The sequence below is a fragment of the Desulfoplanes sp. PS50 genome (assembly GCF_053851535.1).
Genome location: NZ_JBSPZA010000011.1, coordinates 76,152 through 95,813 on the forward strand (window position 1 = coordinate 76,152; position 19,662 = coordinate 95,813).

Annotated in this window: 17 protein-coding genes and 1 tRNA gene; 16 read left to right on the plus strand and 2 right to left on the minus strand. The window is 56.1% G+C overall.

Annotation, left to right across the window (positions count from 1 at the left end; genetic code table 11):
* Positions 1-10 precede the first annotated feature (10 nt).
* The 16 genes from ACTVJH_RS06970 (at position 11) to ACTVJH_RS07045 (ending at position 18,680) form a co-directional block, all read left to right on the plus strand.
* Entirely contained in the window at positions 11-160 is a 150-nt protein-coding gene (locus tag ACTVJH_RS06970; protein WP_455988846.1) for a hypothetical protein, read from the plus strand.
* Entirely contained in the window at positions 147-776 is a 630-nt protein-coding gene (locus ACTVJH_RS06975; protein ID WP_455988847.1) for a flavodoxin family protein, read from the plus strand. The genes ACTVJH_RS06970 and ACTVJH_RS06975 overlap by 14 nt, the downstream gene beginning before the upstream one ends.
* Positions 763-1,527 carry a ComF family protein gene (locus tag ACTVJH_RS06980; RefSeq protein ID WP_455988848.1) on the plus strand — a complete coding sequence of 255 codons (765 nt, stop codon included), beginning with the start codon at positions 763-765 and terminating at the stop codon, positions 1,525-1,527. The genes ACTVJH_RS06975 and ACTVJH_RS06980 overlap by 14 nt, the downstream gene beginning before the upstream one ends.
* Before the next feature lie 147 nt (positions 1,528-1,674).
* Entirely contained in the window at positions 1,675-1,986 is a 312-nt protein-coding gene (rplU, locus tag ACTVJH_RS06985; protein ID WP_455988849.1) for a 50S ribosomal protein L21, read from the plus strand.
* Between the two features lie 12 nt (positions 1,987-1,998).
* Positions 1,999-2,268, plus strand: a complete 270-nt coding sequence (gene rpmA / locus ACTVJH_RS06990; RefSeq protein ID WP_455988850.1) for a 50S ribosomal protein L27 — start codon at positions 1,999-2,001, stop codon at positions 2,266-2,268.
* A gap of 254 nt (positions 2,269-2,522) precedes the next feature.
* Entirely contained in the window at positions 2,523-3,536 is a 1,014-nt protein-coding gene (gene obgE / locus ACTVJH_RS06995; protein ID WP_455988851.1) for a GTPase ObgE, read from the plus strand.
* A 6-nt stretch (positions 3,537-3,542) separates the two neighbouring features.
* Complete coding sequence (gene proB / locus ACTVJH_RS07000; protein WP_455988852.1) at positions 3,543-4,703, plus strand: glutamate 5-kinase; 1,161 nt, start codon at positions 3,543-3,545, stop codon at positions 4,701-4,703.
* A gap of 345 nt (positions 4,704-5,048) precedes the next feature.
* A complete protein-coding gene (gene thiD, locus ACTVJH_RS07005; protein ID WP_455988853.1) occupies positions 5,049-5,870 on the plus strand; it encodes a bifunctional hydroxymethylpyrimidine kinase/phosphomethylpyrimidine kinase in 822 nt (273 codons plus the stop codon).
* Positions 5,871-5,911: 41 nt separating this feature from the next.
* Positions 5,912-5,994, plus strand: a tRNA-Leu gene (locus tag ACTVJH_RS07010).
* A gap of 67 nt (positions 5,995-6,061) precedes the next feature.
* On the plus strand, positions 6,062-7,399 hold the full coding sequence (tig, locus tag ACTVJH_RS07015) for a trigger factor (RefSeq protein WP_455988854.1): 1,338 nt from the start codon (positions 6,062-6,064) through the stop codon (positions 7,397-7,399).
* 347 nt (positions 7,400-7,746) lie between these two features.
* Complete coding sequence (gene clpP / locus ACTVJH_RS07020; RefSeq protein ID WP_455988856.1) at positions 7,747-8,355, plus strand: ATP-dependent Clp endopeptidase proteolytic subunit ClpP; 609 nt, start codon at positions 7,747-7,749, stop codon at positions 8,353-8,355.
* Between the two features lie 9 nt (positions 8,356-8,364).
* Positions 8,365-9,612: an ATP-dependent Clp protease ATP-binding subunit ClpX gene (clpX, locus tag ACTVJH_RS07025; RefSeq protein ID WP_455988857.1), complete on the plus strand. Its 1,248-nt coding sequence runs from the start codon at positions 8,365-8,367 to the stop codon at positions 9,610-9,612.
* A gap of 151 nt (positions 9,613-9,763) precedes the next feature.
* Complete coding sequence (gene lon / locus ACTVJH_RS07030; protein WP_455988858.1) at positions 9,764-12,214, plus strand: endopeptidase La; 2,451 nt, start codon at positions 9,764-9,766, stop codon at positions 12,212-12,214.
* A 142-nt stretch (positions 12,215-12,356) separates the two neighbouring features.
* Positions 12,357-13,883, plus strand: coding sequence for a murein biosynthesis integral membrane protein MurJ (murJ, locus tag ACTVJH_RS07035; RefSeq protein ID WP_455988859.1), 1,527 nt, complete (start codon positions 12,357-12,359; stop codon positions 13,881-13,883).
* 85 nt (positions 13,884-13,968) lie between these two features.
* Positions 13,969-14,727 carry a tRNA1(Val) (adenine(37)-N6)-methyltransferase gene (locus ACTVJH_RS07040; RefSeq protein WP_455988861.1) on the plus strand — a complete coding sequence of 253 codons (759 nt, stop codon included), beginning with the start codon at positions 13,969-13,971 and terminating at the stop codon, positions 14,725-14,727.
* 65 nt (positions 14,728-14,792) lie between these two features.
* Entirely contained in the window at positions 14,793-18,680 is a 3,888-nt protein-coding gene (locus tag ACTVJH_RS07045) for a DUF3857 domain-containing protein (RefSeq protein WP_455988863.1), read from the plus strand.
* Positions 18,681-18,907: 227 nt separating this feature from the next.
* Here ACTVJH_RS07045 and ACTVJH_RS07050 read toward each other — a convergent pair whose 3' ends face one another.
* Together ACTVJH_RS07050 and ACTVJH_RS07055 are read right to left on the minus strand one after the other, a co-directional pair.
* Complete coding sequence (locus ACTVJH_RS07050) at positions 18,908-19,129, minus strand: hypothetical protein (RefSeq protein WP_455988865.1); 222 nt, start codon at positions 19,127-19,129, stop codon at positions 18,908-18,910.
* A gap of 20 nt (positions 19,130-19,149) precedes the next feature.
* On the minus strand, positions 19,150-19,425 hold the full coding sequence (locus ACTVJH_RS07055) for a hypothetical protein (protein WP_455988867.1): 276 nt from the start codon (positions 19,423-19,425) through the stop codon (positions 19,150-19,152).
* Positions 19,426-19,662: the final 237 nt, after the last annotated feature.

The following is a 19,662-nucleotide window of genomic DNA, read 5'->3' on the forward strand; positions in this document are numbered from 1 at the left end:
GGGACAGGCCGTGGAGGCCCTGGTCCAGGAACAGGCGCTGGCCCAGCTGCACAACGCCCTGGACCATTTGGGTGATTGGGGAATGCGTACCCGGGAAGAGGACGGATTCGTCCGGGCCCTGTTTTTCAAAAAAGACGAGTGTGGTGATGGGCGTGTCTGAGGTCGGGACTGATCAGGGAGTGATGACCGGACCTGCCATGCTTTTCGCCTGCAGTCCCCGAGGTGGAGGCAACTCCGATACCTCGACCCGTGCCTTTGCCCAGGGCATCGAGGATGCCGGAGGAACAAGCGAGATCGTGTATCTTCGCGACAAGATCATTATCCCCTGCAAGGGGTGCTCCCTCTGTGATCCATCCGGTACGTGCATTCTGGCCACTAAAGACGACGTGGAATCCCTGTTTGCCGCCCTGTTGCAGTCTCCCTTTGTTTTTTTTGCCTCACCTGTCTATTTTTATCATTTGCCGGCTCTGTTCAAGGGGCTTATTGATCGGGCCCAGAGTTATTATTTTCGCTCGGTGCATCAGGACAAAACGCTGGTCGATCTTCCCAGGCGCAGGGCCTATGTTTCTCTATGCGCCGGCCGTCCCCGGGGAGAGCGGCTCTTTGACGGGAGTCTGCTGACCTTGAAATATTTTTTGGATGTGTTCCGATTTTCTCTGCACGATCCCGCTTTGTTCCGGGCCATGGACGGTCCCGGTGATTTTGCGGCCGACAGGGATGCCCTGGATAGGATGCGCCTTCGTGGCCGCGAGGCGTGGAAAAATGTTCACGAGTGACAGGGACGGGATGACAAACGGATTGTTCGACCGAATGCAGGCTGTTTTTCAGCGCATCTCCCTGACAGCGGGGCGCAGGTGCCTGATCTGCGGGAAGCGGATTACACAATCTGACTCCCTGTTTCCGGAATTGTGCCCGACCTGTCGGGCAGAGCTTTATCCCCGAACCGGAGGGTATTGTCCCCAATGCGGGATCTGCTATGGATCTGAGAGCGACGATGTCTATGTGTGCTCAGCATGCAGACACTCGCCCCGGCCGTGGACCTCTGTGGGGTTTTTCAGTTCCTATTCCGGTCTGCTCAGAACAGTGCTCACCGATTTCAAGTTCAAGGCGCGATTGCCTCTGGTCACCCTTCTCGTAAAGATGCTTGAACAGGGATTTGCCGTCCATGAGATGCAGCCGGCGGATGTGATCGTGCCCGTTCCCCTGCATGTCAAACGGTTGCAGGAACGCGGATTCAACCAGAGTCAGGAGATGGCCCGACGGCTTGTTCCGATTCTGGCGGCCGACCTGGACGCCCGCTCGTGTATAAGGACACGCAATACCAGGGCCCAGCGCGGATTGGAGAAAAAAGCGCGGCACAGCAATCTCAAAGATGCCTTTGCGGTCAGGGGTGATGGGCTTACAGGAAAACATGTCCTCCTTGTGGACGATGTCATGACCACGGGATCGACTGTGGCGACCTGTGCGCGGGCCTTGCGCCGGGGCGGAGCCCGTCGCGTCGATGTTCTGGTTGTTGCCCGGGCCTAGGTTGTCGGGAAAACGCAAGAGGGCTGGATGGAGGTGTTCGATAGTGAAACACAACCGGATTTGTTCTGTACAGGGATGAAAAAGTCCTTGACGGGGAGCGGAAAAAAGGACTAGTAGCCACGTTTCATTCTTTGGAGGTAACGAAAAATGTTCGCTATAGTTGAGACAGGTGGAAAACAGTTTCGAGTACAAGAGGGACTCACCGTCAAGGTATCCAAGCTGGATGTCGAGGCCGGTTCCGAGCTCTCTTTGGATAAGGTATTGATGGCCGGTGAAGGTGAGGATTGCAAGATCGGATCTCCTTATGTCGAAGGTGCCAAGGTGACCTGCGAAGTGGTCGACCATGGCAGGGACAAGAAGATCATCATCTTCAAGAAGAAGCGGCGCAAGGATTACAGAAAGAAGCAGGGCCATCGTCAGGATTTTACAACACTCAAAGTGACGGCGATTCAGGCATAGGAGGGCGGCACCATGGCACATAAGAAAGCAGGCGGTAGCTCCCGGAACGGTCGCGATAGTGCCGGTCAGAGACGGGGCGTCAAAAAGTTTGGCGGACAGCAGGTTCTGGCGGGAAATATTCTGATTCGTCAGCTGGGTACCAAGGTTCATCCCGGTAAGAACGTCGGCATGGGCAAGGATTTTACCTTGTTCGCTCTGTGTGACGGGGTGGTCGAGTATGAAAAGTACCGTCGCAACAAAAAGGTCAAGAACAGGGTGCATATTGTGCCCGCGTCGGCCTAGTTTCATTATTTTTCGTCGATTGTTCCAAGACCGCTCCAAGGGCTTTCCCTTTGAGCGGTCTTTTTGCTTCCAGAATGGCAGCAAGACGTTGTTGCCGTTTCGATCGTTTTTCAGGCATCATGGGCTCTGTTTTTTTCACACCGAGTCAGGCAAGGGCGTTCATGCTCTGCCCCTATGGGCCTGCGTGCCCATCAAAAAAAGTTCAAGAAGGTTTCTGACGCGAAACCGGTCAGGGACAACAGGATGAAAAAATCATGAGATTTGTGGATGAAGCCGAGATTCTCGTTCGTTCGGGAAAAGGCGGTGCCGGTTGCGCGTCTTTTCGTCGGGAAAAGTATATTCCCAAGGGAGGACCGGACGGTGGTGACGGGGGAAAAGGCGGTGACGTGATCTTCAGGGCCCGTGAAAAACTGCTCAGTCTGTACGATTTCAGGCACAAGCGGGTCTACGAGGCGGAAAACGGTCAGCCCGGTCAAGGCCGGATGTGTTACGGTCGGGCCGGACAGGACATGGTCGTGGACGTTCCCGCCGGAACCCTGATCTACCAGCTTGAAGAGGATGGCGGCGAGTCGTTGATCGCCGATCTGGTCCACGAAGGCCAGGAGGTCGTTCTGGTGGAGGGTGGTCGCGGCGGCAAGGGGAATACCCACTTCAAGTCTTCGACCATGCGAGCCCCCCGTTTTGCCCAGCCCGGTGAACCGGCCCAGGAGATTCGCGTCCGGCTGGAACTCAAGTTTCTGGCCGATGTGGGACTGCTGGGACTGCCCAATGCCGGGAAGTCAACCTTTATCTCCACGATCTCTGCGGCCCGCCCCAAGGTCGCCCCGTATCCATTTACGACCCTCAACCCCAATCTCGGTGTGGTCGTGGGTGACGATGGCCGGCGCATGGTCGTGGCCGATATCCCCGGTTTGATCCAGGGGGCCCATTCCGGGCAGGGATTGGGGCATACTTTTTTGAAGCATGTGGAACGTTCCCGGTTTCTGGTCCATATTTTGAGCGCCGAGGATATCTCTCAGGAAGATCCCTGGGCCGGGTTCGAGATGATCAATGAGGAACTTGGTAAGTACAAGACCTCGCTGACGACCAAAAAGCAGCTTCTCGTGGTCAACAAGGTCGATCTGCTTACCGAGGACGAGGTCGAGGCCCTTGCGCAGCGGGCCCGCGATGATGGCAGGGATCTCTTTTTCATCTCCGCCCTGCACGGGCAAGGGGTGGAAGCTGTGTTGTCCGCCATGTGGCAAGAAATGGAAACCATAAAAGGGTGACCCGGTATGTCCCGATCCGAATATGAGATGTGCAGCAGGACACGTCAGGATGTCTTTGCCCAGGCCAGGCGGGTCGTGATCAAGGTGGGCAGCGCGGTCCTGACCGGAAAAAACGGGCTGGACCTTCGGGTGGTCAATCGTCTGGCCGATCAGATCGCCGGACTCCACGATCGGGGAATCGATTTCGTGCTCGTTTCCTCGGGGGCTGTGGCGGCCGGATGCAGGGTGATGGGGTCCTGTCATGCGCGTCGGGATCTGGCCTATAAGCAGGCCACCTCGGCAATCGGGCAGAGCCGGTTGATGCATTTTTACGACGAGGCCTTTGCCCGATACGATACCGTGACCGCACAGGTTTTGCTCACCCGGGCCGATCTCCAGGATCGGGAACGGTTTCTCAATGCCCGGAATACCCTGTCCATGCTTCTTGGGTGGCGGGTCATCCCCATTATCAATGAAAACGACACCGTTGCGGTTCAGGAACTCAAGTTCGGGGATAACGATGCCCTGGCCGCCCTGATTCTCAATGCCGTGGAGGCGGATTTGTTCATCAATCTGACCTCGGCCGACGGGGTGTTCACGGACAATCCCCTTGAAAATGCCGATGCCTCTTTTCTGCCCTATATCGAGGATATCGGTTCACTCCCCCTCGAGGATATCTGTCGGGGCAAGACCGGAAGCGGCACCGGCGGGATGTACAGCAAGCTTCTTTCTGCCAGGCGGGCGGCCCAGATCGGGGTTCCAACCCTGATTTTGTCCGGCAGGACCCGTTTCGGACTGGAAAAGGTTTTTTCCGGTGAAGAGCTGGGCACCTGGATTATGCCCGAGGCCAGGTGCATCTCCAGGAAAAAATTCTGGATGGCCTACAATCTCGATCCAGCCGGTACCATTGTCATTGATCAGGGGGCAGTCCTCGCCCTGACAGACCACGGCAAGAGCCTGCTTCCGGCCGGCATAACCGAGGTCCGTGGCGATTTCGGCATGGGGGACATGGTCCGGATAGAGGATCAGTCCGGACGGTCCATTGGAGTCGGGGTGACCAATTACACGGCCGAAGAACTCGCATTGATCAAGGGGCGTAACACCTCTGAGATCGAGGCCATTCTGGGACACGCATCCTATCCCGAGACCATTCATCGGGACAATATGCTGCTCGATGCGGCCATATGAAGGATATTTTACGGTACGGATTGTTTGTACGTCCCCTCCTTGAGGACACAAAAAACGGGCGATTCATGAATTGTCCCTACGGAATTGCACCCTATCTTTTTTGTAACTATTCAGGTGCATTTCCCGGGAATCAGAATTGTAAATTTCAGAAATTTAAGAGATTTAAGAAATTACAGGCGGTTAGCGCGCAGGTCCTTAATTTCTAAAATTTCTGAAATCCTTAAATCTCTAAAATTTACGGGCTGGCACTCAAATTTAACATTACATTGCAGTCTGTTGCGCCTGATAAATTTTGACCTGAATAGTTACTCTTTTTTAATCTCTATTTTTTTTCAGGAGCATCCCATGTCCCAGCCAACCTACGTTCCGCCCTGCGTACTGACCATTGCCGGTTCCGATTCCGGCGGCGGGGCGGGGATTCAGGCGGATCTGAAGACCATGACCGTGCTCGGGACCTATGGACTCTCGGTGATAACCGCCCTGACCGCCCAGAATACCACGGGAGTGTACGGAATCGAACCGGCCTCGCCGGAATTTGTAGCCAGCCAGTTGACCGTGGTCCTCGATGATTTTCCGATCAAGGCGGCCAAGACCGGGATGCTTTTTTCCGCTCCGATTATCGAGGCTGTGGCTCCCCTTCTTGCGACGGTGGATTTTCCCCTGGTGGTCGATCCGGTCTGTGTCAGTCAGAGCGGACATCCCCTGCTTGAAGAAGACGCCATCGACGCCCTGAAGACGCATATTCTTCCCCTGGCCGCGCTGCTCACCCCCAACCGTCCCGAGGCGGAGACATTGACCGGGATGCGTCTATCTTCCAGAAAAGATATTGCCGTGGCCATTGAAAAACTTCTGGACATGGGGGCGAATGCCGTTCTTCTCAAGGGAGGGCATTTTCAAGGGGATATCATGGTCGACTGGCTGGGTATGCCGGGGATGGAGCCCATCGGGCTCGAGCACAAAAGGATCGACACGCACAACGCCCATGGCACGGGGTGTACGCTCTCGGCAGCCATTGCCGCCCACCTCGCTCGAGGACAACATCTCGAACAGGCTGTCACCCTGGGTCAGGAGTATTTGATCGCAGCCCTGGATACGGATTTCGATCTGGGCAAGGGGGACGGACCGACCAATCATCTGGCCCCGCTCGCGTCATGTTTCACATGTTGACACCCAACGGGTCCATGCTTACAAAGCCGTTTTTGTATTTGGCGAGAGTGGCGGAATTGGTAGACGCACTGGCCTTAGGAGCCAGCGGGCGACCGTGAGAGTTCGAGTCTCTCCTCTCGCACCAATACGGACACCCTGCAGGCCGGGGCTGATGCCCTGGTCGTTGCGTATATAAGGAGGAAATGTTTTTCATGGAATACACTGTCGAAGAAGTTACCCCGGTCAAGCGAACCGTCAATGTCGTGGTTCCCGAGGAAGAGGTCAATGCCTCCATCCAGGCGACTATCGCCCTGTACCGTCGGGATGTCGAGATCAAGGGATTCAGAAAGGGCAAGGTGCCTGCGAATATCATCGAAGGTCGTTTCGGCGAGAAGCTCTACAGCGAGGCCACCCAGGATCTGCTCAACTATCATATCAATACCATCCTAACCGAGATGGAAGTCACTCCCCTGGGGCGTTTGGACATGAATCCCAAGGGTGAGGAGCTCCTGGAAAAGGGGAAACCCTACGAATATTCCTTCTCCTTCGAGGTCGTACCTTCCTTTGATCTGCCCGATTACAAGGGGTTGGCCGTTGAAGAGGAAGAAGTGGTCATCAAGCCCGAAGAGGTGGATCAGGTCCTGGAGCGTATGCGCGAAAATTCCGCCACACTCTCCCGAGTGGAAGAGCATCGGACCGTCCAGGATGGTGATGTGGCCATGATCGACTTCCAGGGATACAAGGACGGTGAGCCCATCGAGTCTGTCAAGGCTGAAAGCTTTGAACTCAGGGTCGGCGAAGGCAGTGCCCTGGAAAGCTTTGAATCCATCGTCAAAAAGCTCAAGGCGGGGGAAGAGGGTTCCGGCATGGTGGTCTTTCCCGAAGACTTCCTGAACGAGGATCTTGCCGGTCAGGAAATAGAGATGAAGGTCACCGTGCATGCGATCAAGCTAAAGAAGCTCCCCGAGCTCAACGATGATTTTGCCAACCATGCCGGTGGATGCTCGACCATGGAAGATCTCCGGAACATGATCACCACCTCCTATGAGAGATCCCGCAAGGATCTGCACAAGAGTGAGGCCCAGAAAAAGCTCCTCGACGAGCTCAAGGATCAGGTGGAGTTTGATCTCCCGCCTGTGCTTGTAGAAGCCCACATCGATCAGAAGGTGGACACCTTGCGCCAGCGGACCGAGCAGCGGGGCAAGAGTCTCGAATCCCTCGGCAAGACCCCCGAAGAGCTGCGTGAGCAGTTCCGTGAGGAGGCCGAGGATATTGTCAAGTCCGAGATTTTTCTCATGGCCGTGGCCGAGGAAGAGGAAATCAAGGTTCAGCCTCAGGAAGTCGACTTCATGCTTCAGAAGATGGCCATGCAGACCGGCCAGGATTTCAACGCCCTCAAGGATTACTATGAGCAGAACAACCTGATGGTTCCCCTGCGTGACCGGGTTCTTCAGGACAAGGCCATGGACCTGATCTACGACAATGCTGAAGTGACCATGGTCCCCGCTTCGGAACCCGCTGAAGAAGCTGCCGACCAGGGCGACGCGTAAGACTCCCGTTGTTCAGCAACGTTCAGACCGGGGGGAAGGAAACATCTCCCCGGTCTTTTATTTTTCCTCCCTGCACGGTTCTTGTTCTCCCCGGCCCTTTGCTGTATTCATATGCAAAAGGCTTCATCATGATGAGACTCTCTGGCAATCAGTGAGCACCACAATTTTTACGCATTACGGTTCGGCTTATTTCCTACAATAATCTCAGTCGGTTGGAAATGGTCTGCAAACCATCCTTCCGATTGTCACTATTCCCTCATTCCTTTTTTCACGTTGTTTGCAGTACCCGGTTTCACGTGTACTTCATAGCGAACGAGCAGACCACATCCATCATAACGGAGGAACGCATGGTCACCAACAATGTACCCATAGTCATCGAAACATCGGGCCGCGGTGAAAGGGCCTATGACATTTATTCCCGGTTGCTCCGGGACAGGATCATCCTTCTGGGAACCCCCATCGATGACAATATCGCCAACCTCATCTGCGCTCAGCTCTTGTTTTTGGAATCGGAAAATTCTGAAAAGCAGATCAATATGTATATCAATTCGCCTGGAGGATCTGTAACCGCCGGATTGGCCATCTATGATACCATGCAGTACATTTCTGCCCCTGTGGCCACGTTGTGTCTGGGACAGGCCGCCAGCATGGGGGCGGTTCTTCTGGCCGGCGGTGAGGCTGGCATGCGATATGCTTTACCCCATAGCAGGATTCTCATCCATCAGCCCATGGGCGGGTTTCAGGGGCAGGCCACGGACATTGACATCCAGGCCAAAGAAATTATCCGGTTAAAGGCCACGTTGAACCAGATTCTGTCCAAGCATACCGGGGCCGATCTGACCAAGCTGGAAAACGATACTGACAGAGATTATTTCATGAGTTCCAAAGAGGCCGTCGCCTATGGCCTCATCGACGAAGTCCTGGCGAGCAGAAGCGAGATGAACGTCAAGGAATAGAGGAGAGTTATGGCTAAAAGGACGAATAAATCCGGAGAATTGTGTTGTTCATTCTGCGGTAAGCCCCAGGCTGATGTCACCCGGCTTATTGCCGGCCCGGACGTGTATATCTGTAACGAATGTGTCGCCCTGTGTGAGGAGATCATCATGCAGGACAACCCCGCTAAAGATGAATTTTTAACCGGCGAGATCCCCCGGCCCGACCAGATCCACGAGGATCTGAACGACTATGTCATCGGACAGGAGATGGCCAAGAAGATTCTCTCCGTGGCGGTCTACAACCATTACAAACGCATCAATTATCTCGGGGATGCCAACAGCGATGTGGAACTGGACAAGAGCAATATTCTGCTCGTCGGGCCCACGGGAAGCGGCAAGACCCTGCTGGCCCAGACATTGGCCAAGATTCTGAATGTTCCCTTTGCCATTGCCGATGCCACCACCCTGACCGAGGCCGGGTATGTGGGCGAGGACGTGGAAAACATTCTGGTTCAGCTGGTCCAGAATGCGGATTACGATCTCGAGGCAGCTTCCCGGGGAATCATCTATGTGGATGAGATCGACAAGATCGCCAGAAAATCCGAAAGCACCTCCATCACCCGGGATGTATCCGGGGAGGGAGTCCAGCAGGCCCTGCTCAAGATCATTGAGGGAACGGTCGCCAATATTCCGCCCAAGGGAGGTCGCAAGCACCCCCAGCAGGAGTTCATTCGTCTGGATACAAGCAATATCCTGTTCATCCTTGGCGGTGCGTTCATCAATCTCGAAAATATCGTTCAGCAGCGCCAGCAGGGCAGCGTGATGGGTTTTGGCGCCCAGGGCGTCGGGGTCAAGAAAAAGGCCGCGGAGTTGCTCAAGGACATCCATCCCGATGACCTGATCAAGTTCGGGATCATTCCCGAATTCGTGGGGCGGATTCCGATCATCACCTCTCTCGAGGAGCTCGACGAGTCCGATCTCGTCAGAATCCTGACAGAGCCCAAAAACGCCCTGGTCAAGCAGTATCAAAAGATGCTCGATCTCGACGGGGTCAAACTCTCTTTTACCCAGAACGCCCTGAAGGCCATTGCCGCCAAATCCATCCAGCGCAAGACCGGTGCCCGTGGCCTGCGCAATGTTCTTGAGTCGATCATGCTCGGGGTCATGTACTCCATCCCCTCCCTGGAGGGAGCCAAGGAGTGTCTGATCAACAGATCCGTGGTTGAAAACGGGGTTGAGCCGATCATTCTCTATGAAAAGCAGGCTCAAACAGCGTAACCACGGTTTTAGATTGCAGGTTGCAGGTGCCAGGCAGCGCCGTGTCAAACCCCAGCTGAATTCCTTTGCTTGACGTGGCGTTTGGTGATGGCGAAGCCGGTGCCACCTAAAACCTGAAACGTGAAACCTAAAACTCACATCCAAGAGGCATATGTCCACATTATATACTCCCTCACAGCCGGAAGATGATGCTCCCGTTCGGCAGTTTCCTCTCATGTCGTTGCGGGAGGTGGTCATGTTTCCCCGGGCGATCATTCCTCTGTTTGTCGGCCGCAAAGCCTCGATCAGAGCCATTGAAACGGCCCTTGAAGAGCACGGCAAGGAGATTTTTCTTGTTGCCCAGCGGGATGCCAATATAGAAGATCCTTCTCCGGATGATCTCTACGATGTCGGTACGGTGAGCAAAATCCTGCAGATGCTCAAACTACCCGACGGAACGATCAAGGTTCTTTTCGAGGGGTTGTACCGGGCTCGGATTGATGAGATCGACGACATGGGCAATTCGGTTCCCCTGGTCGAAGTATCGGCCCTGCCCGAGGTGGATACGCGCACTCCAGAATCCGAGGCCCTGGTACGTGCAACCCAGGATGCTCTCAAGGAGTACGCCAGAATCAACCAGAAACTGGCCAAGGAAAGTATTCTGGCCATTTCCACCCTCAATTATTCCGGGCGACTGGCTGATTCGGTGATGCCTCACCTGCGTCTGGATTTTCAGAAGAAGCAGGCCGTCCTCGAGGAACTCCATCCTGTGGAACGGTTGGAAAAGGTCTACTCCTTTTTGCAGGAAGAGATCGAGGTCTATGGTCTGGAGCGCAAGATCAAGACCCGGGTCAAGAAGCAGATGGAGCACAACCAGAAGGAATACTATCTGGGTGAACAGCTCAAGGCCATCCACAAGGAGATGGGGCACGACCATGATCCCCAGATGGAGCTCAAGGAGCTGGAAGAACAACTCGAGTCCATGGACATGCCCGAGACGGCCCGTGAACGGGGCAGGGAAGAGATCAAGAAGCTGCGTCGTATTCCGCCTTCCTCGGCGGAACACGGGGTGATCAGAAATTATGTGGACTGGATCTTGAGTCTGCCCTGGAATCGACTAGAGGAGAGTGAGATCGACATCCATGAGGCGCAGAAGATTCTGGACGAAGACCATTACGGCCTCAAGAAACCCAAGGAGCGTATCCTCGAGTATCTGGCCGTCCAGGCCCTGGTGGACAGGATCAAGGGGCCGATTCTCTGTCTGGTCGGTCCTCCCGGGGTCGGGAAGACCTCCCTGTCCAAATCCATTGCCCGTGCCATGGGCCGTGAATTTGTTCGTCTTTCCCTGGGAGGTGTGCGGGACGAGGCCGAGATCCGGGGCCACCGCCGAACCTATGTGGGTGCCCTACCCGGAAAGATCCTCCAGTCCCTGAAGCGGATTTCCTCCAACAATCCGGTCTTCTGCCTGGACGAGGTGGACAAGATGAGCACGGATTTCAGAGGGGATCCCTCGGCCGCCCTGCTCGAAGTCCTCGATCCGGAACAGAATTACGCCTTTAACGACCATTACCTGGATCTCGACTATGATCTGTCCAGGATTTTCTTTATCACCACGGCCAACACCCTGTCCTCGATTCCCGGTCCCCTGCAGGATCGGATGGAGATCATCGAGATCCCCGGATATCTGGAAACGGAGAAAACCTGCATTGCCATGGATTTTCTGTTGTCCAAGCAGCTCGAGGCCAACGGTCTGGCGGATGTCTCCGTGAACATGTCCAAGGGGGCTGTTCAGGAGATCATTCGCCGATACACCCGTGAGGCCGGGGTCCGAAATCTCGAACGGGAGATCGCTTCGGTCTGTCGGAAGATTGCCCGCAAGATCGTGGAAGACAGAAGTCGTGCCGAAAAAACCGTTTCAGTGACCAAGAGCAATGTGCACTCCTATCTGGGTGTGCCCAAGGTACACCACGGCGTGGGCGAGGATACCCCCCTGGTCGGGGTGTGTACGGGACTTGCCTGGACCCGTGTCGGTGGTGAACTTCTCTTGGTGGAGGTCGCCTTGATGCCGGGATCGGGCAAGATCGAGATCACCGGTAAACTCGGAGATGTCATGCAGGAGAGTGCCCGGGCCGCACTCAGTTATATCCGTTCCCGGGGAGAGATGTTTGGATTGCGCTCGGATTTTTACAAGGAAATCGATATTCACGTCCACGTACCCGAAGGGGCCACCCCCAAGGATGGTCCTTCTGCCGGAGTCACCCTGGCCACGAGTCTGATTTCCGCGTTGTTGCATATTCCGGTGCGACACGATGTGGCCATGACCGGTGAAATCACCCTGAGGGGCAGGGTGCTGCCCATCGGAGGGTTGCGCGAGAAACTGCTGGCCGCCCATCGGGGAAGGATCAAGAACGTGATTATCCCGGCAGACAACGAGGCCGATCTCAAGGAGGTTCCCGAGGCCATCTTGAAGGACATCGAGATCACCAGCGTGGAGCATCTCGACGATGTCCTGTGTAGAGCCCTGGTGGACACCTCGGCTGAAACCCTGTTCTGCGGCAAGGGACATATGGTGCCTCTCGCGTCCACCCTGTTCCAGGACGATACCCGGGTCCAGCCCCAGTGAACGCTGTCATTCGATCTGTTTTCTCAATCATGAACCACCGGGCATCTGGAACACGATGCCCGGTTTTCCTTTGCCGGCATTGAGTCGGCTTTTTTTATGACAGGCCCAGGCCTGGTCAGTATTTTTTGGAGTTCCCGCGTTCATGTCCGATCATGCCAACCAGATCACCCGGAACGCCTCGGTCGTGGCCGGGGCGACCCTGCTCAGCCGGATCCTGGGATTTGTCAGGGATCTCACCGTGGCCTTTGCCCTGGGCGCAGGGCCCCTGGCCGATGCCTTTTTCGTGGCCTTCAGGCTCCCAAACCTGCTGCGCCGTTTGTTCGCCGAAGGTTCCCTGACCATGGCCTTTGTGCCTGTGTTCACCCGAACCAGACAGGTCCAGGGAGACGAGCAGGCCTTTACCCTGGCCAGGTCGGTCCAGGTGTGGCTGCTGATCATTCTGGGAGCGATCGTTCTCCTGGCCATGTTTTTTGCCCAACCCATCACCCTGCTGGTCGCCCCGGGATTTTCCCGATCTCCCGAATTGCTGGCCACGACAGCCACTCTGGTCCGGATCTGTTTCCCCTATATTGTATTTATCTCGGCCGTTGCCCTGTGCATGGGGATCCTCAACGGCATGAATCATTTTCTGGCCCCGGCCCTGGCCCCGTGTATGCTGAATATCGTACTCATTGTTGCGGCACTTTCAGCAGTGGTCATGGGCTTTGCCGTTCCCTATGCCCTGTCCTGGGGAGTGCTTGCTGCCGGAGCTGCCCAGTGGTTGGTCCAGCAACCGGTTTTGCGGGGGAAAGGGTTCAGGTGGCTGGGACCGGTTCGGCTGCAGGATCCCGGAGTCAAACGGATCGGCCGGCTGATGCTCCCGTCGGTCTTTGGCTCGGCAGTCTATCAGGTCAACATCCTGCTTGGAACCATGCTCGCCTCGTTTCTGCCCCTGGGAAGCATCTCCTATCTGTACTATGCCGACCGGCTGGTCCAGTTTCCTTTGGGTATTTTTGGCGTGGCCATTGGTACGGCCGCCTTGCCCTCCCTGTCGGGACTGGCGGGCATGATGGATTGGAAGGGGTTTGGACGCGGGTTGTCTTCGTCTATCAATCTGACCCTTTTCATCAGTCTGCCCGCGGCGGCCGGCCTGGCCGGCCTGGCCGTACCCATTGTGAGCCTGCTGTTTGAGCGCGGTGCCTTTGCCGGGCCGGCTGTGGAGCAGACGGCCATGGCCTTGCAGGCCTATGCCGTGGGGCTTCCCGCCTTTTCCTGCGTCCGTCCCCTGGTGGCCGCGTTTTACGCCCTGGAGGATACCAGGACCCCGGTCTGGATCGCTGTCGTGTGTCTGGTTCTCAATATTTCTCTCGGTTTGATACTGATGCAATTCTATGATCATGTGGGGTTGGCTGCGGCCACCAGCTTGGCCTCCTGGGCCAATGTGATCCTTTTGATCTGGGCCCTGGGCCGCAAATCCTATCTGGATCGGCTGAATCCCTCTTCCGCCCTGGGCAAGATCCTTTTTCTCAGCGGGTGTATTCTGGTTGGAACCCTGTTGACGGCGGGCCATGCGCTGGTCGCCTTTGTGCTCATCCCTGTCTGGGTGATGGCGTTCATGGGATTGGCCGTGATCTGGAGGGTGCCCGAGGCGTCCATGTTGTTGGGGGCGGTGCGTCGAAGAAAAGGATAGCCGCCACCGTATAGTTGGATGGATGCGGGGCCGGTTTGATCGGAGTTCCCAGGATAAACCATCCGCCGCTCACATTTGCAGAGTCATGACCATGACCATTGAACAGGCAAGAAACTTTTTCCCCCGAGGGCTCATGCAGCCCGAGACCGGGTTCCGCTTTGCCGTGGACGCATTGCTGCTGGCCTGTTACGCTCGTCTTAGGAAGAACGAGTGGGTCCTGGATCTGGGAACCGGGTGCGGGGTGGTCGGGCTGGGGCTTTTGCTGCGTCACGGATCGTCGAATATTCGCATTGTCGGGCTGGATAGGGATGAGAACATGGCTTGTTTCGCCCTGGCCAATGTGCGGTCCCTGGGGTTCGAGGATCGCATGGGGATCGTCAGGGGGGATGTGTGCGATGCGCCCCGGATGCTCCCTTTGGAGCGAACTGACGTGGTGGTATGCAATCCTCCCTACCGTGAGACCGGCAGGGGCAGGGCCTGTTTTCGGGAATCACGCAACCAGGCCCGTTTTCTGGTCGCTGCCTCTCTGGAGGCGTTCGTGGCCGCGGCCGGACATGTACTCAAGAACCGCGGCCGGATGTATATCGTGTTCCTGGCCGAGGGATTGGATCGTTTGTTCGCGGCCATGCAGCAAAGTCGCATCAGGCCCAAGCGTGTCCTGCCGGTTCACGGAAGGATGGGTGATCCGGCCCGGCTCGTTCTGGTGAAAGGACGCAAAAACGGGGGCCAGGGGTTGGTTATGGAGAGTCCCTTGTTCCTGTACGGAACCGGTGAAAATCGGGATCGGATCACTCGGGAGGCTTTGGCCTTTTGTCCGTTTCTGGCCTGCAATGTGGGCCGTTGATCCGCTGTTTTCTACGGGTTTTCCTATAGATTGATCTCTTCAATGACTTGGGAGGTGTAGTCGTGATGCAAACAAGACCTATGCCCATGCACGGTCTGTGTGTCGTCATTTTTGTCTGGATGCTTGTGGGCTCTGTTCCATTTGTCCATGCCCAGCTGAAAAAACCTCTGGTTCTCATCGACCGGGAAGAGGCGATTTCCGTGGCTGCCACGGTGACGTCCGAAGCCTATCCGGACGCAGACACGGTTGTGGTCGCCAGCCATACCCGGGTCGAGTATCAGGAAGACGGAACCTATGTGCAGCGGGATGAAGCCTTTCACAAGATTCTGACCCAGGAAGGGGTGGAGTCCATGCGATCGTTGTCCTCATGGTTCACCATCCCCTACAACACCACATGGTTCGACGGGGTCGAGATCATCCGGCCCGATGGAACCGTTGTCTCTGTGGACATCGAGGCCAACGCCCGGGTGATGATCGACCGCCGCCAGATGGATGCGAACATCTACAATCCCAACGACAAGATCCTTAAACTGAACCTTCCGGATCTCCAGGTCGGGGATCTGGTTCATTATACCATCGAGGATATTTTTTCCAAGGTTCGGACCCCCGGCAGCTTCAGTGATCTGATTCCCTTTGAAACCACCTCGCCCATCATCCACAAGGTCCATACACTGGTCGGGCCTGCCTCTCTCCCATTGGCCCGCATTGCCGTCAGGGATCAGGTCGGAGACACCCTGACCCATAGTGAACAACGGATTGGCGATCAGATCGTCCATGTCTGGGAGGGGCAGCATATTCCCCAGGTTTTCCCCGAGCCGGACATGCCTTCGTTCCATACGGTTGCCCAAAGGGTCCTGGTGAGTACCATTCCGGATTGGGAGTGGATTTCCCGGTGGTATTGGGAGCTCTCCAAGCCCCATTTGGACCGGGTCACCGGGCCCATGCGGGAGCAGGTTGCTGAACTTGTCAGCGGTCAGGACGATCCCATGGAGCGGATCAGGTCCATTTTCACCTGGGTATCCCAAAAGGTCCGTTATCTGGGATTGACCCTCGAGGAGACCGCTCCGGGTTACGAACCCCATCCCGTGGACATGACCTTTGAGCGTCGGGCCGGTGTCTGCCGGGACAAGGCTGCTCTGCTCGTGGCCATGCTCCGATTGGCTGGATTCGAGGCCTATCCTGTCCTGATCATGTCCGGTCCCAAAAAGGATCCCGAGGTTCCCCAGCCCTTTTTCAACCATGCGGTCAGCTGTGTACGCATGGATGACGGAACCATCGTGCTCATGGATTCCACGGATGAGCACGCCCGCGAATTGTTCCCCCCCTATCTGAACAATTGCAGCTACCTGGTTGCCAGCCCCGAGGGTGATCCCTTGAGGACCAGTCCGATCATTCCGGCCAGGGACAATATGCTGACCATCGAGACAACGGGCCGACTCGATACGAATGGAACCCTTGAAGCGGTCACCAGGATGCATTTTAACGGGATCAACGACAGTGCCTATCGCGGTTTTTTTGCCCGCGCCCCCAGGGAAAAGCAGCGGTCCTATTTTGAAAACGTTCTCAAGAAGGGATATCCCGGTGCTGAATTGTCCTCTCTGGACATTTTTCCCGAAAATATCATGGACACCTCCGAGACATTGACCGTCAATCTCGGCTTCAGCATTCCCCATGCTCTGGTGGGCAAGAAAGATACCTGCATGCTTCCCCTGCCTCCTCTGGGTCGCCATGTGGGTGTGCCCAGGATGCTCATCGACAAGATGGGGCTTGAAAAGCGGCGTTTCCCCGTATTTACCAAGTACGCCTGCGGGGTGGACGAAACCGTGCGCATCGATCTGGACGAGGGCATGGATTCTTTACTCAGCGCGCCTGCTCCCCTGCGTTCCCGGTCTCGGGAAACGGATTTCGTCCGTACCTTTCGCGTGGCAAACGGGACCCTCGAGGCCCGCTATCTGTTTACCCTCAATCTTCCGGAATATTCTCCGGACGAATATCTTGATCTGAAAAAGAGTCTGTCCCGGCAGGAAGTTGAAGAACGGGCAGCGTGTTTGTTCGCTGCGCCCCAAAAGCCGTCCGAGCCTGCTGACTGGTATGGCTTGTTTGAACCCGATGTCGTGATTCTGGATCACGAGGTGGATGTGTATGTTCAGGACGAGCAGAGCTGGGTGCGGCGCGATCATGTGCGCCAACAGATTCTCACCTATGCGGGGATGAAAAAAAACAGCGAGATCCAGGTGGACTACACCCCGCCCTATGAGCAGGTGGAGATCCTTGATGCCACGGTCATTGGCACAAACGGATCGATCACCACCATCGAGCCTCAGGAAATCAATCGCATGGACGCCCCCTGGGTGGGCGAGGCACCCAGGTATCCTGCCGCCAAGACGCTGGTGGCAGGGCTTCCCGGCGTGGAACCCGGATCTGTCGTGGATTACATTGTGGAGCAACGGGTGCAGCAGGCTGACTGTTTTGCGGTCAGGGAGGTCATCTCGGGTGAATATCCGGTTGTTCGCAAGACGATTCGGGTGCATCTTCCCAAGGCCATGCAGGTACGCATTCTTGCCCCTGATCAGGGATGGGGGCTGTCCCGGCAGTGGGTCAGAGGGCCTGAGTCGATTATCGAGCAGACACGCGCGGAAGAAGACGGCATGGTGACCCATACCTTTTCTGCCCACCGGGTTCCCCCGGTTGTACAGGAAAATGATCTCCCTCCGGCGTATGCCTTTCAACCGTTTGTCGCCCTGACCTCGGGGACATGGCCCCATCTGGCCCGGCGGATAGGGGGCCATTTGGAACGGGCTGCTCGTGAAGGCACACAGGCGGCCGCCTTGGCCCGGGATCTGGTCAAACACGCATCAGCAGACGTCGATAAGGTACGTATTATCCGGGATTATGTGACCAAAAATATCGCCTTGAAGGGACCGAAAACCACTATCTATCCCATTGAGCGAGCCTTTGGGGCGGACATGGTTCTGCAGGCCGGATACGGGTGTTCTGCTGATCGGGCGGTTGTCCTGCACACCATGCTCGACTCGGTGGGGCTGGATCCGGTTTTTGTGGTGGCGGGAAATGCGCCGCCGGTTCGTGCGCTGCAGGATTTCATGCGCGTATTCGTCTCCCGTGACTGGCTGGATCAGGTCCTTGTCCGGGTGCACGTCGATGGGCGGGACATCTATCTGAACGATACCGATGAATATGCGGTTCTTGGGAGTACGACCCTGGAAGGTCGGCTCGGACTGGTACTGCCCTCGGGAGAAATGACGACCATCACGGTCGGTGCAGGCATGAGGGACGGCATGGAAGTCGACTACGTTCTTGATCTTGAAGCCGACGGCGATGCGTTGGTCAGCATAGACCGGGTTTTCAGGGGATCCATGTACGATGATTCCCACAAGATGTTCGCTGAGATGTCCCCAGAAATGGCGGATAGGTATCGTCAGGAGCAGGCCAGTCAGGTCAGCCTGAACGGGGTGATGACCGGATATGATCAGGACTTTTCCAGCTATCCGGGCCGGGAGACCATGGCCGTCAGGGTCGAAAACCTGGGAACCCGTCAGGGAGAGTTTCTCTATCTGGATCTTCCCGGGATGATTGCGGAATTATCCGGCGTGGATGGTCGAACCCGGACAACGCCCCTGTACCGTGACATGGACAGAGAGCTGGTCAACACCCTTCGGATCAACTTTCCAGAAGGGGCTGAACGCATTCTTGTTCAACCGGCCGGGGATTTCTTCATTCCCCTTGGTGATCAGGGATATGTTCGGGTGCAGACCCGCATTCTGCCCTCGCGGTCGGGAAAACTGGCCCATGTCCCGCCCCAGGCCCTGGAGGTCGAGATCCGCGCACTTTCCAGGCCCATGGTCATCGAGCCGCCAGCCTACGGGCAATTGCGTCGTGCCGAGGACATCCTGGTGGAAAACGCACGGGGAACCCTGGTTCTGGATATGGAATGAACAGGTAGTTTCCCTTCAAAGCACAAAGAACCGCCAGGCAGTATGATTGCCCGGCGGTTCTTTCAGATTTTCGCAGGAGATCACGAGATCCGGTTCAGGTGTGTTCCTTGAAGATATTCGTGGCCCATTGCCGGATATTTCGGCGTCCCAGAACTCCCGGGGTAGATGGATTCCACTTGGACCAGCGTGTTGCAATGGGCGGCATCAATACACTGCAGGAGTCGGCATTACAATTTTTTGGGTTCGGTAGGGTTGTCGGGGTTGGAAGATTTTTTCTTGGTTGGTCTGGATCGTCCCTGGACCAGACAGCCTATGCCGGCCAGAATGAGAAGGCCGATCAGAGCGGTGTTTTTCAGGTCTTCGAACCTGGTGAGCAGAACCCCACCCCCGATCAAGAGGGCAAGGACAAAGACAGCGGTGAAAAGAGTGTGTTTGTGGTCGTTGTTCATGGATTGTCACTGCAAAAAGGTTAGCGTCGTCTTCTGCCCTTGCCGCTCCCGCCGCCTCGTCGACCACGTGTGCCAGGACCTGTGCTGTTGCGACCGCGGTTCGAGAAAACTCCGTTGCGATACAGCCAGTAGACGGCATAGATGATCGCCCCAAAGATAACCAAGCGCGGAGAGATGATCAAGAGAATGATAAGCGCAAGGGCCACAAGGGGATGGATGCCCATGCGGTTGAGAGCGTTCTGTACCGAGCGCCATATGGTGGAGGGATAGCGTTGCAAATTATTCTTGTACGGCATGATTGGTTCCTCATTATCCCCCGAACGGATGGATCGGAAGAGTATGTTGAAAGGAAAAAATTAGTGGTAACTAACTTGAGGCCGTTGTCAACCCTTGTTCGGGTGGTCATCAGGGCTGATTTGTTCTCATGGCCGGCTTGCCCCATTCCGGGCGCTTTGAAACTCCCTCGCGGGCCTCGTACCATCAAGCCGTTGCTCCATAAGAACATGGTTTTTCGGCAAAAAGTCCGGCAACGG

Coding starts and splice junctions, on each gene's coding strand:
- ACTVJH_RS06980 (WP_455988848.1), top strand. CDS start 763: ATGTTCACGAGTGACAGGGACGGGATGACAAACGGATTGTTCGACCGA.
- lon (WP_455988858.1), top strand. CDS start 9,764: ATGTCCACATTATATACTCCCTCACAGCCGGAAGATGATGCTCCCGTT.
- ACTVJH_RS07055 (WP_455988867.1), bottom strand. CDS start 19,425: ATGCCGTACAAGAATAATTTGCAACGCTATCCCTCCACCATATGGCGC.
- rplU (WP_455988849.1), top strand. CDS start 1,675: ATGTTCGCTATAGTTGAGACAGGTGGAAAACAGTTTCGAGTACAAGAG.
- rpmA (WP_455988850.1), top strand. CDS start 1,999: ATGGCACATAAGAAAGCAGGCGGTAGCTCCCGGAACGGTCGCGATAGT.
- ACTVJH_RS07050 (WP_455988865.1), bottom strand. CDS start 19,129: ATGAACAACGACCACAAACACACTCTTTTCACCGCTGTCTTTGTCCTT.
- thiD (WP_455988853.1), top strand. CDS start 5,049: ATGTCCCAGCCAACCTACGTTCCGCCCTGCGTACTGACCATTGCCGGT.
- ACTVJH_RS06975 (WP_455988847.1), top strand. CDS start 147: ATGGGCGTGTCTGAGGTCGGGACTGATCAGGGAGTGATGACCGGACCT.
- clpX (WP_455988857.1), top strand. CDS start 8,365: ATGGCTAAAAGGACGAATAAATCCGGAGAATTGTGTTGTTCATTCTGC.
- obgE (WP_455988851.1), top strand. CDS start 2,523: ATGAGATTTGTGGATGAAGCCGAGATTCTCGTTCGTTCGGGAAAAGGC.
- tig (WP_455988854.1), top strand. CDS start 6,062: ATGGAATACACTGTCGAAGAAGTTACCCCGGTCAAGCGAACCGTCAAT.
- murJ (WP_455988859.1), top strand. CDS start 12,357: ATGTCCGATCATGCCAACCAGATCACCCGGAACGCCTCGGTCGTGGCC.
- ACTVJH_RS07040 (WP_455988861.1), top strand. CDS start 13,969: ATGACCATGACCATTGAACAGGCAAGAAACTTTTTCCCCCGAGGGCTC.
- ACTVJH_RS07045 (WP_455988863.1), top strand. CDS start 14,793: ATGCAAACAAGACCTATGCCCATGCACGGTCTGTGTGTCGTCATTTTT.
- clpP (WP_455988856.1), top strand. CDS start 7,747: ATGGTCACCAACAATGTACCCATAGTCATCGAAACATCGGGCCGCGGT.
- proB (WP_455988852.1), top strand. CDS start 3,543: ATGTCCCGATCCGAATATGAGATGTGCAGCAGGACACGTCAGGATGTC.